This window comes from Burkholderia cepacia (assembly GCF_001718835.1).
Classification (GTDB): Bacteria; Pseudomonadota; Gammaproteobacteria; order Burkholderiales; family Burkholderiaceae; genus Burkholderia; species Burkholderia cepacia_F.
The window spans coordinates 994,479-1,008,580 of the sequence record NZ_CP013444.1 but is presented as its reverse complement, the minus strand read 5'-3'; the positions used below and the strand labels follow the sequence as shown (position 1 = coordinate 1,008,580).

Below are 14,102 nucleotides of genomic sequence, written 5' to 3'. Positions count from 1 at the left end.
GAAAGGAATTATAGACAGTTCGCGCAACTATGGCCGTTTCCTCGGATCAATACGAAATTGTCCTATTAAAAAACGCGAGCGTCTCGAACTTGTCCCGCTTCCAACGCTCACCAGCACACTGCGCTGCGACCGACTACGCATGAAACGACAGATCACCTCCGAAGCCACCCGTCTCGCGCAACAACAGGCCAACTGGGCCCTCACGGCGTTCAGGCGCTTCTCGTCCGACCGCTGCACGACGATGGCCGCGAGCATCGCGTTCTTCTCCGCGTTCTCGCTCGCGCCGATGCTCGTGATGGTGATCGCCGTGGCCGGCTGGTTCTACGGCGACGATGCCGCGCGCGGCCAGGTGTTCGAACAGGCGCATCAGCTGATCGGCGACGACGCGGCGGCCAGCATCCAGACGATCGTGCAGAACGCGCACCGCAGCGGCAACCGCGGCGGTCTCGCGGCGCTGATCTCGTTCGCCGCGCTGGCCATCGGCGCGTCGGCCACCTTCGCGTCGCTCAGCGCCGCGCTCAGCGTGATCTGGCCGGCCACCGAGAACCGCTGGTCGAGCATGCTCGGGCTCGTGCGCGTGCGGCTGATCTCGTTCGGGCTCGTGCTCGGCGTCGCGTTCCTGCTGATCGTGTCGCTCGTGCTCGACACCGCGATCACGTTCGTCGGCACCTGGCTGTGGGGCGATTCGCCCTATATCGCGATCACCGACCTGCTGCAGTTCTTCGTCGGCATCGCCGTGCTCGCGGGCGCGTTCGCATCGCTGATGAAGTTCCTGCCCGATGCGCGCGTCGCGTGGCGCGACGCCGCGATCGGCGGCATCGTGTCCGCGATCCTGTTCTCGGGCGGCAAGAAACTGTTCGCGCTGTACCTCGCGCACGCGGGCACCGCCAGTGCATTCGGCGCGGCCGGATCGTTCGCGGTCCTGCTGATGTGGCTGTACTTCTCCGCGATCGTGCTGCTGCTCGGCGCGGAATTCGCGGCGGCCCGCGGCGCGGTGCGCGAACGGCGGGCCGAAACGCAGGCCGAAGCGTCGCCGGGTGACCGGTCGCGCTGACGCCGGCGCATATAGCACAACTCGGCCATCCAAGTCTCTTCGTGTCGTCACGCAGTCGCGTGAGGAGCGGACTGCATCCATCGCGCGCGCAAGCGCGGCCGCAAACGTTTGTCTACCCCACTTTCCTCGCATCATTGCGCGAAATCCGTTCGCTCCCCATGCACCACGATGGAACGCGCAACAATCGCGCCGCAGCAAATGTCAACTATTTCAAAAATCGGAATGACCGCCAATGCCCTTGATCTATATGGCTTTTTCGTCGCTGTGATGTTTTGGAGACACTTTATTTTTTAAGCTTTCTTGCGTCTACGGCACTGAGCTATTCTCCAATCCGCAACAAATAACGACGAATCACTTGCGTGGAGAAACTCAACGATGAAGAAACTTGCTCTCTCGACCCTCTCGCTCGCCCTGCTGGGCGCCGCCGGCGCTGCTCAGGCACAGTCGAGCGTGACGCTGTACGGCGTGATCGACACGTCGATCGCGTGGGTTCACGGCAATAACGGCCAAGGCAACAACGCGTGGAAGATGCAGTCGGGCAACCTGTCCGGCAGCCGCTGGGGCCTGAAGGGCTCCGAGGACCTCGGCGGCGGCCTGAAGGCGATCTTCCAGTTGGAAAACGGCTTTGACGTCGGCAACGGCACGCTCAACCAGGGTGGCCGCATGTTCGGCCGTCAGTCCTACGTCGGCCTCGAGCACGCCCAGTACGGTACGGTCACGCTGGGCCGCCAGTATGACCCGCTCGTCGACATGGTCCAGGCAGTCACGGCAGACAACTATTTCGGCAGCGTGTTCGCCACGCCGGGCGACGTCGACAACAACGACAACAGCCTCCGCGTCAACAACGCGATCAAGTACACGTCGCCGGTCTTCTCCGGCCTGCAGTTCGAAGGCATGTATGCACTGAGCGGCCTGGCAGGCCAGCCGGGCACGGGCCAGTCGTGGAGCGCGGGTGTCGCCTACAACAACGGTCCGTTCGGCATCGCCGCGAGCTTCCTGCGCGTGCAGAACAGCAACGATCGCACGATCAAGAGCGACGGCTCCGGCGGCTGGAACAGCCCGACGGCGACCGGCATCGGCACCGATAGCAACCCGATCCTCGGCGCATACGCAACGGCAAAGGCAGCCAACATCGCGCAAGTCGCAGCCCAGTACGGCATCGGCCCGGTGACGGTCGGCGCCGGTTACAGCAACGCGCAATACAAGGCGGACAGCCTGTCGTCGTTCACGTCGCAAGAGAAGTTCAACACCGGCCGCGGATTCGTGAACTACCAGGCAACGCCGGCGCTGCTGCTGGGCCTCGGCTACGCGTACACGAAGTCAAGCGGCGACACGGGCGCGACGTACCATCAGGTTTCGCTCGGCGCGGACTACTCACTGTCGAAGCGCACGGACGTCTACCTGCTTGGTGCCTACCAGCACGCCAAGGGCCAGCAGCGCGACGGCGTCACCGGCGCGGTGCACGACGCGCAAGCGTCGGTCGGCTCGTGGGGCTACGCCGGCAAGAGCTCGCAAGAGCTGGTCGCACTCGGCCTGCGCCACAAGTTCTAAAAACAACATTCCCGGCACGCGGCGTCTCCGGACGCCGTGCCGCCGGCCTGCAAAGCCAGTCATCGGTTTCGGCCATGGCTGGCTTTTTTCTTGCTTGCTTCCCGCCGCGTGCCGTCGCAGCACGGCCGATACATTCCGACCGCTATCCCCCAACTGCAGCCGACAGGCCGGACCGCTAACCAACGAACGCGAACGGCCTCGAATCAACCGGGACATTTGCCGCCGCGATATTCCACTATACTGGATCACAAATTCATCATGATGGAGTCGCCCGTGTCCACCGACACCCCTGCCGACACCGGCATCAACGAACGCATCGCCCGGCGCGTGCGCGCATTGCGGGCGACGCGCGGCCACACGCTCGACGCGCTGGCCGCGCGCTCCGGTGTCAGCCGTTCGATGATCTCGCTCATCGAACGTGCATCGGCCAGCCCGACGGCCGTCGTGCTCGACAAGCTCGCGGCCGGGCTCGGCGTGTCGCTGGCCGGGCTGTTCGGCGGCGACCAGGACGATGCACCCGCGCAGCCGCTCGTGCGCCGCGCGCAGCAAGCGCAGTGGCGCGACCCGGCCTCCGGCTATGTGCGCCGCAACCTCTCCCCGGCTGGCTGGCCGTCACCGATCCAGCTCGTCGAGGTGGATTTCCCGCCCGGCGCGCGCGTCGCGTACGACAGCGGCGGGCGCGAAAGCGCGTTGCATCAGCAGGTGTGGATCATCAGCGGCCGCGTCGACGTCACGTTCGGCGATCAGGTCCACGCGCTTCGCGACGGCGACTGCCTGGCCATGCGGCTCGACCAGCCGCTGGTCTTCAGCAACCCGACGTCCCGTCCCGCGCACTACGTCGTGGTCCTTTGCGAAGGACACGCCGCCACGTCCATCCGCTCGAACAACACTTCCTCCAGTCAACAGGAACGCTAATGCCCCCCACCGAACATCACGACGACGTGCGCCTGATCGATTGCAGCGAGGCCGAGCATGCGCCGGCCATCCTCGAGATCCTGAACGAGGCCATCGTCAATTCCACGGCCCTGTACGACTACGCGCCGCGCCCCCCGCAGGCGATGGCGACATGGTTCGCGACGAAGCGCGCAGGCGCCTTCCCGGTCATCGGCGCGGTCGACGCGTCGGGCACGCTGCTCGGCTTCGCGAGCTGGGGCACGTTCCGCGCGTTTCCCGCCTTCAAGTACACGGTCGAACACAGCGTGTACGTGCATCGCGACCAGCGCGGCCGCGGGCTTGGCGAGCGCCTGTTGCGCGAGCTGGTCCGCCGCGCGCGCGACGCGCAGGTCCATGTTCTGGTGGGCTGCATCGATGCGAGCAACGCCGGCAGCATCCGCCTGCACACGCGGCTCGGGTTCACGCATGCGGGCACGCTCGCGCAGGTCGGCTTCAAGTTCGGCCGCTGGCTCGATGCAGCGTTCTATCAGTTGACGCTCGACACGCCCGATCAACCGCAGGACGGTTGATCGAATGGCGGCGCGGCAGCAGCGCGTGCGTCGACGTATCGTGCCCGCCGTCGTTCGCCACGTCGCCCAACCCGCTTCCCGTTGCGCGCCGCAATAAAAAATCCCCATGCGCTTTCGCGCACGGGGATCGTGGGACACTCGACGGCCACCTGCACGCAGCAGGCAACCGTTGCGCCGCAGTTAAGCAGCCGCGTCCTTCAGCTTCTTCAGCGCACGTGCCTTCACGCGCACGCTGGCCGGCTTCGCCGGGAACCAACGCTCTTCGCCCGTGAACGGATCCTTGCCGAAGCGCTTCTTCTTCGCCGGCACGACTTGTGCCGTGATCTTCAGCAGACCCGGCAGCGTGAACTCGCCCGCGCCCTTCTTGTGGACCGAGCCGAGCACGACGTTCTCGAGTGCGACGAGCACTGCCTTGACCGCCTTCACTTCGACAGCCGCGCGCTCAGCGATGTGCGTTGCGAGCGATGCCTTCGTGAACTTGTCCTTCAGCGGCGTCGGAGCGGCCGGTGCTGCCGCCTTCGCGACAACCTTCTTTGCCACTACTTTCTTCGCGGGCGCAGCCTTTTTGGCAGCCACTTTCTTGGTGGCCGGTGCGGCAGCCTTCTTGGCCACCTTTTTTGCGGAAGTCGCCATGTTTCTCCTACCAGGTGTGGTCGTTGGATACACGAAGCGTGCAACGCGCGCGCTTCAACGCCGGATTCTACAAGCGCCTTGACGCTTCGTGCAGTACTTTTGTGCGTTTTCGCGGGGTTTCCCGCAGGTTTTTTTGCATGCGGGCGATTTCATCGACGCTCCAGCATCAGAAAACGCCTTCACGTATGCATCCGAACGCGAATTACGTTCGATATTTGCGCACCTATACTGGGCTCGCTCAATGCCCGGATGTCTCCATGCGCGAAGCCCGATACGTCAAAGGACTCGACGGCCTGCGAGCCCTCGCCGTCATCCTCGTTTTCCTGTCCCACAAGGGCCACGTCCTTGCCGTCGACGTCGGCAAGCTTGGCGTGTGGACGTTTTTCCTCATCAGCGGATTCCTGATCGTCGGCGAGCTGCATCGCAATCGCCAGGCGGTCGAGTGCGGCACCATGACGCGCCGCCATGCGCTCGCGCTGTTCCTCGCGAAGCGCGCGCTGCGGATCTTTCCCGTCTATTACCTGCTGCTCGCCGCGCTCGCGATCGCGCACGCGCTGTTCTACCAGCGCGGCGTCAATCTCGGGCTCGCGTGGCACGCGGTGTTCCTGTCGAACTACTGGATCGGCGTCGTGAAGGACGGCTGGCCGGGCTCCACGTCGCATTTCTGGAGCCTCGCGGTTGAACAGCAGTTCTATCTGATCGCACCGCTCGCGCTGCTCGCGGTGCCGGCCGCGCGACACGTCGCGCTGGGCATCGCGGCCGTCGTGCTGTGCGCGCTCGCGCATCTCGCGCTCTACCTGTGCGACGCGTCGCCGGTGCTGATCTACGCATTTTCCCCGTGGAATTTCGCGCTGATCGCGCTCGGCGGCGTCGGCGCGATGGCGCTCGCCGAGCACGGCCCCGCGGTGGCGCGCTGCGCGCCGCCCGGCTGGCTCGGCGCGGCAGGCGTCGTGTTCTTCCTCGTGCTGCCCGCGTGCGTCGCGCTGCCAGGCGCCGCTTCGGCGCTCGCGGATCTCGGCCTGTCCGCGTCGCTCGGCGCGCTGCTGCTGTGGATCGTCAGCGAGCCCGGGCATCCGGTCGTGGCGCTGCTCGATCGGGCGCCGCTCGTCTATCTCGGCACGATCAGCTACGGCTTCTACCTGTTCCACAACCTGATTCCCGCGCGCTTCGGTGCGACGCAGGCGCTCTACCAGCACAAGCGGCTGCCGCCGTTCGCGCTGGACGTGCTGCCGCCAATGCTGCAGTTCGCGCTCGCCGTGCTGCTCGCGCACCTGTCCTGGCGCTACCTCGAAAAGCGGCTGCTCGACTTCAAGAAGCCGATTGCCGAACGGCTGACGCGCCATTTCGCGGCGCCGCAGCGCTCGTCCGCGCGCTGACGGCAGCGCCCACCCGCCGGCCGGCTTGCAACGAGCCGGCGATGCACTACGCTTTCAGCAGCAGGTCGGCCGCCGATACGCGGTGAACGAGGACGTCGCCATGCTTACGCGTGAAAGCCATTGTGCGTGTTTCCGCCGTGTCGCGCCGGCCTTGCTCTGCCTCGTGCTCGCACTCGCGCCGCCGATCGCGCGGGCGCAGGCGCGGATGGAAGTGATTCCGTTCGAGTCGCTGACGATGACCGACGACGCGTTTCTCGCGGGCCGCGAGGACGGCAAGCCCGTCACGATCGCCGGCGAACTGCGCCTGCCGCGCGCCGGCAGCGAACGCTTCCCGCTCGTGATCCTGCTGCACGGGTCCGGCGGGATCAGCAGCTACGTAACCGACTGGGAACGCGAACTCCTCGCGATGGGCGTCGCCACCTTCGTGATCGACAGTTTCACGAGCCGCGGCCTCGTCAGCGTGAACGACGATCAGGCACAGCTCGGCCGGCTCGTGCAGATCGAGGATGCGTACCGCGCGCTCGCGGTGCTGGCGAAGCATCCGAGAATCGATCCCGCCCGGGTGATGCTGATGGGTTTCTCCCGCGGCGGCCACAGCACGCTGTATGCGAGCCTCACGCGGTTCCAGCGGATGCACGCCGTGTCCGCGGCCCGCTTCTCCGCGTACGTCGCGTTCTATCCCGGCTGCCCGACCGCCTACCGCGACGACGAGGACATCGCCCCCCGGCCCGTGCGCGTGTTCGCCGGCACCAGCGACGACAACACGCCGATCGCGCCGTGCCGCGCGTACGTCGAGCGGCTGAAGGCCGCGGGCCGCGACGTCAGCCTGACCGAATACCCCGGCGCCCGGCACGTCTTCGACGGACGCGCGTTCAATCCGCCGCTGACCATGCCGAAAGCACAGACGCTGCGCCACTGCCGGCTCGCGGAAAACGACCTCGGCCAGGTGATCAATGCCGACACCAGGCAACCGTTCTCGTATGCCGACGCGTGCGTCGAGCGCGGCACGACCATCGGCTATGACGAAAAGGCCGCGGCCGACGCGAGGAAGGCCGTCGCGGCGTTCGTCGCGGAAACGCTCAAGCCGGCGCGCTAGGGCCGGCCCGCGCCCATGAAAAACGCCCCGGCGCACAAGGCGAACCGGGGCCAACGGAACAACCACCACCTGAAACGTGACGCGCAGGGCTGCTAAGCGACAGCAGCCAGCGCGGGCAAGCAGGTACGCAGGTAGGCCTCGAATTCGCGGCTCACTTCCGGATGCTGGAGCGCGAGCTCGACGGTGGCCTTGAGATAGCCGATCTTGCTGCCGCAGTCGAAGCGCGTGCCGTAGTAGCGATAGGCGAGCACCTGCTCGTTCGCGAGCAGCGACTGGACCGCGTCGGTCAGCTGCAGCTCGCCGCCGGCGCCCGGCTTGAGCTTGCGCAGGTGATCGAAAATCGTCGGCATGAACACGTAGCGGCCGACCACGCCGAGATTCGACGGCGCATCCTCGGGCGCGGGTTTCTCGATGATGCCCGACAGCTTGATGATGTCCTCTTCCCATTCGCGGCCTTCGACGACGCCGTACGAACGGCTGTCCTCGCGCGCGATCGTCTCGACCCCGATCACCGAGCTGTGATAGTGGTCGAACACGTCGACGAGCTGCTTCAGCACCGGCTGTTCGCCGTGCAGCAGGTCGTCGGCGAGAATCACCGCGAACGGCTCGCCGTGCACCAGCTTCTCCGCGCACAGCACCGCGTGGCCGAGGCCCAGCGCTTCCGGCTGGCGCACGTAGAAACAGTTGACGTGGCTCGGCTTGATGCCGCGCACGAGCTCGAGCAGCTTTTCCTTGCCGCGCGCCTCGAGCTCGGCCTCGATCTCGTACGACTTGTCGAAGTGATCCTCGATCGCGCGCTTGCTGCGCCCGGTGACGAAGATCATCTCGGTGATACCGGCGTTGATCGCTTCCTCGACCGCGTACTGGATCAGCGGCTTGTCGACGACGGGCAACATTTCCTTCGGGCTCGCCTTCGTTGCCGGGAGGAACCGCGTGCCGAGACCGGCGACGGGGAACACGGCCTTGGTGACTTTCAACATGTTCGCATCCTGATTGCGTTGACTGCGCCGCGTCGCATCGTTTCGCGACACGGCACAATGAATGTCCGGATGGCGCGGCACGATTCAACGGCACATTGAATTCAGCCCGCCGCCGCTATTTACGACAACGCTTAATCGCGCCGCCGGTTCGATTAATGGATAATCGTCGCCAAACCGGTCGATATTGCCGGTCAGCCGTTTCGACCAGCGACAATTTACCGATTTTCCAGATACAAATTCTTACGATTCGAATTCCTCGATATAGGGCACGCCGCCCCGTTCGAGCCCCGGGCGAATCGGTTCGTTCTTCAGCGCCTCGCGGTACGCCGACAGCACGGCCATGACCAGCAGTACTGCAGCGCTCGCGATCCAATGCATGTCCATCTTGCCGCTCCTTGCATCAATCAACTGGAGCTTCAAACTATCAGAAAAAAATCGGTAAATAATTGGCCGCGGGCTGAAACCGATATCGTCCCTACATAAGACCGCAATCCGGAATGCGATTATTCCACGACGAGATTTTTTTATTCATTGATCGAATTCTTGCGCATTACGATTGGATGAAACTTCCCGTCCATCCGTCGCAAGGAATCGAATCGCATGCAAGCTTTCAGCGGATCGTCTCTGGCCGCGCCGCCCGTCGCCGACCACAAGGAACACGTGATCGACGCGATGCGCGGCTTCGCGGCGCTGCTCGTCGCCTATTTCCACTGCCGGCAGGTCGTCTGGGTCGGCATGCAGAGCTTCCATCACGCTTACGGCCATGCGCTCAACCCGGGCGCGATCGCCGGCTACCTGACCTTTCCGTTCGCGTGGGGCTCCGCCGGCGTGCCGATCTTCTTCGTGATCAGCGGCTACTGCATCCACCGCAACGCGGCGCTCAAGCTCGCGGCCGATCCCGCGTACCGGCTCGACGCGCCGAACTTCTGGATGCGCCGGTTCGCACGCATCTACCCGGTGCTGCTCGCCGCGCTGCTGTTCACGCTCGCGCTCGACTCGGTCAGCCTGCAGATCGAGCCCGTCAGCCATAAGATCCGCGACGTCGGCCTCGTCGCGTTCCTCGTGAACCTGTTCTCGCTGCAGGGCGTCGCCGGCTACACGTACGGGTCGAACGGCGCGCTGTGGACGCTGTCGCTCGAAGTGCAGTTCTACGCGGTGTACCCGCTGCTGTTCGCGGTACGCCGGCGTATCGGCATGCCGGCGGTCGTGGCCGCGGTCGCGCTCGTCAACGTCGCGTCGGCGTGGCTGCTCGAACGGCACGACCTGCAGTTCTTCACGTCGTACTGGCTGTCCTGGACGATCGGCGCGTGGATCGCCGACGTGCGCGCACAGTCGCCGCGCGACGCGGCCGCCGCGCCGTCGCGCGCGTGGTACGGCGCGGCCGCCGTGCTGCTGGCCGCCGGCTGCGGCGCGTTCCATTTCGGCCAGTACGGCGCGTTCCAGCTCTGGTCGGCCGGCTTCGCGTGCTTCCTGTACCGCGCGCTCGCCCGTCCGCCGCGCACGACGCCGCCGCTGCGCGTGCTGAGCTGGTTCGGCGACTTCAGCTATTCGCTGTATCTGATTCACCTGCCGCTGTTCGTCTGCCTCGGCTCGGTGCTGTTCCATTCCGAACTGCAGTTGTCGATCTGGCCTTCGTTCGCGTTCATGGCCGTCGCGATCCCGGTCGCGTACCTGTTCTACCGGATGTTCGAACGGCCCGCGATGACGTGGTCGGCCAGCTTCAAGCCGACCCGACCCGCCCGCGTCGTCGCGCCGGCGCCCGAACGGGCCGCGTGATCGCCTGACCATTGCCGGTCGCAAGCAGGCTCCCGCGCGGCACGTCGCTGCGCGGGGGCTTTTGCATGGCCGCTGTCGTGCCCGACGCGAATCGCCGCGGCGGCGCCCTTCGGCACGCCCTCACATGAGCAAAGCCCCCGCGCAGCGCATCGCCGCGCGGGGGCCGATTCATCCCGCCGATTCATCCCGCTGCTTGCCGCCGGGGCCGAACGCCGGCCCCCGCATGCGACGCGCTACCGCTACTTCTTCGCCGCCCGCGCGGTATCCGAGAGAATCTTCTCGACCCGCTCCACATAGGTCTCCGTGCCGAACCGGCGCACCGCCGTCGCACGCCCGCTCGCGACGAGCCGCTCGCGCAGCGCGCGATCCGACTGCAGCGCGGCCAGCGCATCGGCCAGCGCGCCCGCATCGCCCGGCGCGCAGAGCAGCCCGTTGTCGCCGTCCTCGATGATCTCGACGACCCCGCCCGCGCGGGCCGCGACGACCGGCCGGCGCGCGAGCATCCCCTCGACGATCACGCGCCCGAACGGCTCGGGCGTGATCGACGTATGCGCGACGACGTCGACCGCCGTCATGCACGCGGCCACGTCGCGCTGGAACCCGAGGAAATGCACGCGCTCGTCCATCCCGTGCCGGGCGACGAATTCGTGCAGCTGCGCGGCGTAGTCGTCCTCGCCGAACAGCGGCGCACCGACCAGCACCACGTGCATGTCGGGATGCCGCGCGGCGGCCTCCAGCAGCACGTGCTGCCCCTTCCAGTGCGCGAGGCGGCTGAACGAGCCGACGAGCCATGCGTGCTCGGGCAACCCCAGCCGTGCGCGCAGCGCGGCCTGGCTGACGCCTTCCAGCGCATCGAACGGCTCGGCCGAAATGCCGTTGAACACGACGTCGACATGCTGCGGCGTGAAGCCCGTCAGTGCGCGGAACGCCTGCGCGGACGCGTCGGAGTTCGCGATCACGCGCGTGACGCCGAGCCGCGCGCAGTACTTGATCGCCAGCAACTGCTTGCTGCCGAAATGGTCGGTGCTGACGATGTCGCGCAGGTGCCACACGACCGGCTTGCGCGCGAGCCGCCCGGCCAGCGCGGCGACCACCATCGCGCGCTGCGTGTTCGCGTAGATCACCTCGGCGCGGCGAGCACGGCGCGCGACGTCGCGCACGAGCCGCACGAGCTGCTTCAACGCGCCGACCGACACGCCGCCCTGCTTGCGCACGCCCGCGAGCGCCCCCTGGTCGACCACGTCGACGCGCGCGCCGATCTCGTCGAGCGCCGCACGGAACGGGCCGTCGTCGAACAGCAGCACGTCGGCGTTCGCGCGCATGTGCTTCATGATCTCGAGCAGCGACAGCTCGGCACCGCCGAGCACGCCGCTCTGGTCGAGCACGAGCGTCGCCGGGCCGCGCGCGGCCGGCGTCGGCGCGGACATCTGCGCGACCCCGGCGCCCTGCTGCGCGGTCGAGCCGGGCAGCGCGGCTTCCACGTAGTCGAGAAAGCGCCGCCGGAACGTATCGGCGGAAAACCGCTCCGCGTTCGCGCGGCATGCGTCCGGCGTGAAGCGCTGCGGTGCGCGCTCGAAATCGTCGACGGCCGCAACGATCGCATGCGGCGTCTGCTCGTCGAAAAAGAGCCCGGTCGGATTCCGGTTCGATTGCGGGTCGAGCACGGTTTCGAGCGCGCCGCCCTTGCCGTACGCGATCACGGGCGTGCCGCACGCCTGCGCCTCGACGACGGAGATCCCGAAATCCTCCTCGGCCGCGAATACGAATGCCTTCGCGCGCCGCATCCGGTCGTGCAGCACCGCGAACGGCTGGTAGCCCATGATCTCGACGTTCGGGGCGGCTTTCGCGCGGATCTTCTGCATCTCGGGGCCGTCGCCGATCACGACGAGCTTGCGCTCGGGCGTCTTCGAGAACGCCTCGACGATCAGGTCGATCTTCTTGTAAGGCACCATCCGCGACGCAGTCAGGTAGAAATCGTCCTTCTCCGCGTTCAGCGAAAACGCGTCGACGTCGACCGGCGGGAAGATCACCGCCGCGTCGCGGTGGTAGACCTTCCTGATGCGCCGCGCGATGAACGCGGAGTTCGCGACGAAACCGTCCACCGCGTTCGCGGTGCGCGTGTCCCAGTTGCGGATGTAATGCAGGATCATCCGCGCGAGCAGCGATTTCGGCCCGTGCGTGAGGTTCGACTGTTCCAGGTACTGGTGCTGCAGGTCCCACGCATAGCGGATCGGCGAATGCACGTAGCTGATGTGCACCTGGTCCGGCCCCGTCAGCACGCCCTTCGCGACCGCGTGGCTGCTCGATATCACCAGGTCGTATTCCGACACGTCGAGCTGCTCGATCGCGAGCGGCATCAGCGGCAGGTAGCTACGGTACTTGGTGCGCGCGAACGGCAGCTTCTGGATGAACGACGTCGTCACCGGCTTGCCGCGCACGAACGCGCGATCGTCGAGGAAATCGACGAGGCTGAACAGGTCCGCGTCGGGAAAACACGCGACGATCTGTTCGAGCACGCGCTCGGCGCCCGCATAGGTGACGAGCCAGTCGTGGACGATCGCCACGCGCAGCGCGCGCGCCGGATGGCGCGCGCTGGCGCGCTCGGCCGGCACGGGCCGGCGCAGTGCGGCGACATCGCCGGCTTCGGCCGCGGCGGCATCGGCCGTGGCGAGATTCATCAAGGCGTGTTCCGCCAGGTCGCGATTCATGCAGTTCTCCTCGCATTGAGACGGACAAACAGGTCGCGCACGAGCGCGCGCAGCCCCGGCGTCATCGTGAGCGACCACGCGACGTTCAGCAGCAGCACGACCGCGCACATGCCGATCGATTCGACGAGCCCCGGCCACGCCTGCGCCAGGAACAGGCTCGCCAGCAGGAAGGCCAGGTGCGCGAGCATGTCGAGCACGATCGCGCGCATCCGGATCGCCGACAGGTACAGCAGCACGCCGTAGTCGACGAACGCGCGCGCCGCGACGACCACCGCCGCGCCGATCAGCCCGAAGTGATGGATGCCGAACCACAGGCCGCCGACGAAGAACGGCATCTGGACGAGCCCGGCAAATGCCGCGCGGGACGGATTGACCTGCGACTGGATCAGGATGCGCGTGACGCTCGCCTGGCCGACGAGCCACACGCTGATCACCAGCACGCGGCCGACCGGCGCCGAATGCGCGGCGAGATCCGCGCCGACCCACAGCGTGAGGAACGGCGCAAGCGCGAAGATCGCGACGATGCCGACCGGCGTGAACACGCCGTTCAGGAATTCGAGCGACTGGCGCGCGAGCGTGTCCGCGTGGTCGCGGCCGACCGCCGACAGGCGCGGGAACAGCGTGCGCACGAGCGCGTTCGGCAGCATGTTCAGGCGCGTGACGAGGTTCTGCGGCACCGTGTAGTAAGTGACGAACTTCGCGCCCATGCCGGCGCCGAGCATCACGCGGTCGAGCGTGTCGGCGATCATGCTCGTCGTGCTCGCGATCAGCATCCAGCCGCCGAAATTGAACAGCCCCTTCGCGGTGCCCCACTGCGGCGGATCGATGCGCCGGATCCCGAGCACCTTGATGCTGGCATGGCCGAGCATCGCCGCCGCGATCAGCCGCGCGACGACCGCCGCGGCGAGCACCGTCTGCAGGTTCGGCGCGATCCACCACGCCGCGCCGAGCGGCAGCAGCTGGAACAGGAACGTGCCGATCGTCTGGTTCGTGTTGAACACGCCGAAGCGTTCGGCGCCGTTGATCGCGCCGGCGAACACCCACGACACGTTCGCCAGCGGAATCGCGAGCGCGAGCCAAGGCAGCGCGAGATACACCTCGTGCTGCATCGCCGCCGACACCTTCGTGAAGTAAGCGGTGTAGATGAACGCGCCGAAATAGATCAGCAGCCCGCCCACGATGCCGGTGCCGAGGTTCAGCCAGAACGCGCTCCAGAACACGCGCGCGCTTTCGTCGTCGTTGCCGCTCGCGAGCGCCTTCGAGATGTGGTTCTGCGCGGCCATGCTCATCCCGAGATCGAGGATCCCGAAATAGCCGATCAGCGTCCACACGAGGCTGACGACGCCATAACGTTCGACGCCGAGCGCGTGGATATACGCGGGCACCGTCACCAGCGACACGAAGGTCGGCAGGATCAGCCCGATGAAGTTGATCGAAACGTTCTTGAGTATGCCCTTGTCCATGC

At 66.6% G+C, this 14,102-nt stretch carries 12 protein-coding genes; 7 read left to right on the top strand and 5 right to left on the bottom strand.

What is annotated here, in order from left to right:
• The first annotated feature begins 139 nt into the window (after positions 1 to 139).
• The 4 genes from WT26_RS24850 (at position 140) to WT26_RS24835 (ending at position 4,068) form a co-directional block, all read left to right on the top strand.
• Positions 140 to 1,054 (top strand): YihY/virulence factor BrkB family protein, encoded by a 915-nt coding sequence (locus WT26_RS24850; protein ID WP_069274204.1) that lies wholly within the window; start codon positions 140 to 142, stop codon positions 1,052 to 1,054.
• Between the two features lie 375 nt (positions 1,055 to 1,429).
• Entirely contained in the window at positions 1,430 to 2,605 is a 1,176-nt protein-coding gene (locus tag WT26_RS24845) for a porin (RefSeq protein WP_069274203.1), read from the top strand.
• A gap of 261 nt (positions 2,606 to 2,866) precedes the next feature.
• On the top strand, positions 2,867 to 3,520 hold the full coding sequence (locus WT26_RS24840; RefSeq protein ID WP_155774720.1) for an XRE family transcriptional regulator: 654 nt from the start codon (positions 2,867 to 2,869) through the stop codon (positions 3,518 to 3,520).
• Positions 3,520 to 4,068: a GNAT family N-acetyltransferase gene (locus WT26_RS24835; RefSeq protein WP_069274201.1), complete on the top strand. Its 549-nt coding sequence runs from the start codon at positions 3,520 to 3,522 to the stop codon at positions 4,066 to 4,068. Before WT26_RS24840 ends, WT26_RS24835 begins: the two co-directional genes overlap by 1 nt.
• 180 nt (positions 4,069 to 4,248) lie before the next feature.
• Here WT26_RS24835 and WT26_RS24830 read toward each other — a convergent pair whose 3' ends face one another.
• Positions 4,249 to 4,701 carry an HU family DNA-binding protein gene (locus WT26_RS24830; RefSeq protein ID WP_069274200.1) on the bottom strand — a complete coding sequence of 151 codons (453 nt, stop codon included), beginning with the start codon at positions 4,699 to 4,701 and terminating at the stop codon, positions 4,249 to 4,251.
• Positions 4,702 to 4,958: 257 nt separating this feature from the next.
• On the opposite strand from WT26_RS24830, the gene WT26_RS24825 reads away from it, so the two are divergent.
• Together WT26_RS24825 and WT26_RS24820 are read left to right on the top strand one after the other, a co-directional pair.
• Positions 4,959 to 6,077, top strand: coding sequence for an acyltransferase family protein (locus tag WT26_RS24825; RefSeq protein ID WP_069274199.1), 1,119 nt, complete (start codon positions 4,959 to 4,961; stop codon positions 6,075 to 6,077).
• 100 nt (positions 6,078 to 6,177) lie between these two features.
• The gene (locus WT26_RS24820) at positions 6,178 to 7,173 is read left to right on the top strand and encodes a dienelactone hydrolase family protein (protein ID WP_069271837.1); all 996 of its coding nucleotides are present in this window, start codon (positions 6,178 to 6,180) and stop codon (positions 7,171 to 7,173) included.
• Positions 7,174 to 7,265: 92 nt separating this feature from the next.
• Here WT26_RS24820 and galU read toward each other — a convergent pair whose 3' ends face one another.
• Both galU and WT26_RS38135 read right to left on the bottom strand, forming a co-directional pair.
• Entirely contained in the window at positions 7,266 to 8,153 is an 888-nt protein-coding gene (gene galU, locus WT26_RS24815; RefSeq protein WP_059521389.1) for a UTP--glucose-1-phosphate uridylyltransferase GalU, read from the bottom strand.
• Positions 8,154 to 8,393: 240 nt separating this feature from the next.
• Positions 8,394 to 8,537, bottom strand: a complete 144-nt coding sequence (locus WT26_RS38135) for a hypothetical protein (RefSeq protein WP_006479318.1) — start codon at positions 8,535 to 8,537, stop codon at positions 8,394 to 8,396.
• A gap of 216 nt (positions 8,538 to 8,753) precedes the next feature.
• Here WT26_RS38135 and WT26_RS24810 point away from each other — a divergent pair, with 216 nt between their 5' ends.
• The gene (locus WT26_RS24810) at positions 8,754 to 9,929 is read left to right on the top strand and encodes an acyltransferase family protein (RefSeq protein WP_059665542.1); all 1,176 of its coding nucleotides are present in this window, start codon (positions 8,754 to 8,756) and stop codon (positions 9,927 to 9,929) included.
• A gap of 239 nt (positions 9,930 to 10,168) precedes the next feature.
• On the opposite strand, the gene WT26_RS24805 is transcribed toward WT26_RS24810, so the two are convergent.
• Entirely contained in the window at positions 10,169 to 12,637 is a 2,469-nt protein-coding gene (locus WT26_RS24805) for a glycosyltransferase family 4 protein (RefSeq protein ID WP_069274198.1), read from the bottom strand.
• Positions 12,634 to 14,100: a flippase gene (locus WT26_RS24800; protein WP_059521392.1), complete on the bottom strand. Its 1,467-nt coding sequence runs from the start codon at positions 14,098 to 14,100 to the stop codon at positions 12,634 to 12,636. The genes WT26_RS24805 and WT26_RS24800 overlap by 4 nt, the downstream gene beginning before the upstream one ends.
• Between the last annotated feature and the right edge of the window lie 2 nt (positions 14,101 to 14,102).

Coding starts and splice junctions, on each gene's coding strand:
- WT26_RS24810 (WP_059665542.1), top strand. CDS start 8,754: ATGCAAGCTTTCAGCGGATCGTCTCTGGCCGCGCCGCCCGTCGCCGAC.
- WT26_RS24820 (WP_069271837.1), top strand. CDS start 6,178: ATGCTTACGCGTGAAAGCCATTGTGCGTGTTTCCGCCGTGTCGCGCCG.
- WT26_RS24830 (WP_069274200.1), bottom strand. CDS start 4,701: ATGGCGACTTCCGCAAAAAAGGTGGCCAAGAAGGCTGCCGCACCGGCC.
- WT26_RS24805 (WP_069274198.1), bottom strand. CDS start 12,637: ATGAATCGCGACCTGGCGGAACACGCCTTGATGAATCTCGCCACGGCC.
- WT26_RS38135 (WP_006479318.1), bottom strand. CDS start 8,537: ATGGACATGCATTGGATCGCGAGCGCTGCAGTACTGCTGGTCATGGCC.
- WT26_RS24800 (WP_059521392.1), bottom strand. CDS start 14,100: ATGGACAAGGGCATACTCAAGAACGTTTCGATCAACTTCATCGGGCTG.
- WT26_RS24835 (WP_069274201.1), top strand. CDS start 3,520: ATGCCCCCCACCGAACATCACGACGACGTGCGCCTGATCGATTGCAGC.
- WT26_RS24840 (WP_155774720.1), top strand. CDS start 2,867: ATGGAGTCGCCCGTGTCCACCGACACCCCTGCCGACACCGGCATCAAC.
- WT26_RS24850 (WP_069274204.1), top strand. CDS start 140: ATGAAACGACAGATCACCTCCGAAGCCACCCGTCTCGCGCAACAACAG.
- WT26_RS24825 (WP_069274199.1), top strand. CDS start 4,959: ATGCGCGAAGCCCGATACGTCAAAGGACTCGACGGCCTGCGAGCCCTC.
- galU (WP_059521389.1), bottom strand. CDS start 8,153: ATGTTGAAAGTCACCAAGGCCGTGTTCCCCGTCGCCGGTCTCGGCACG.
- WT26_RS24845 (WP_069274203.1), top strand. CDS start 1,430: ATGAAGAAACTTGCTCTCTCGACCCTCTCGCTCGCCCTGCTGGGCGCC.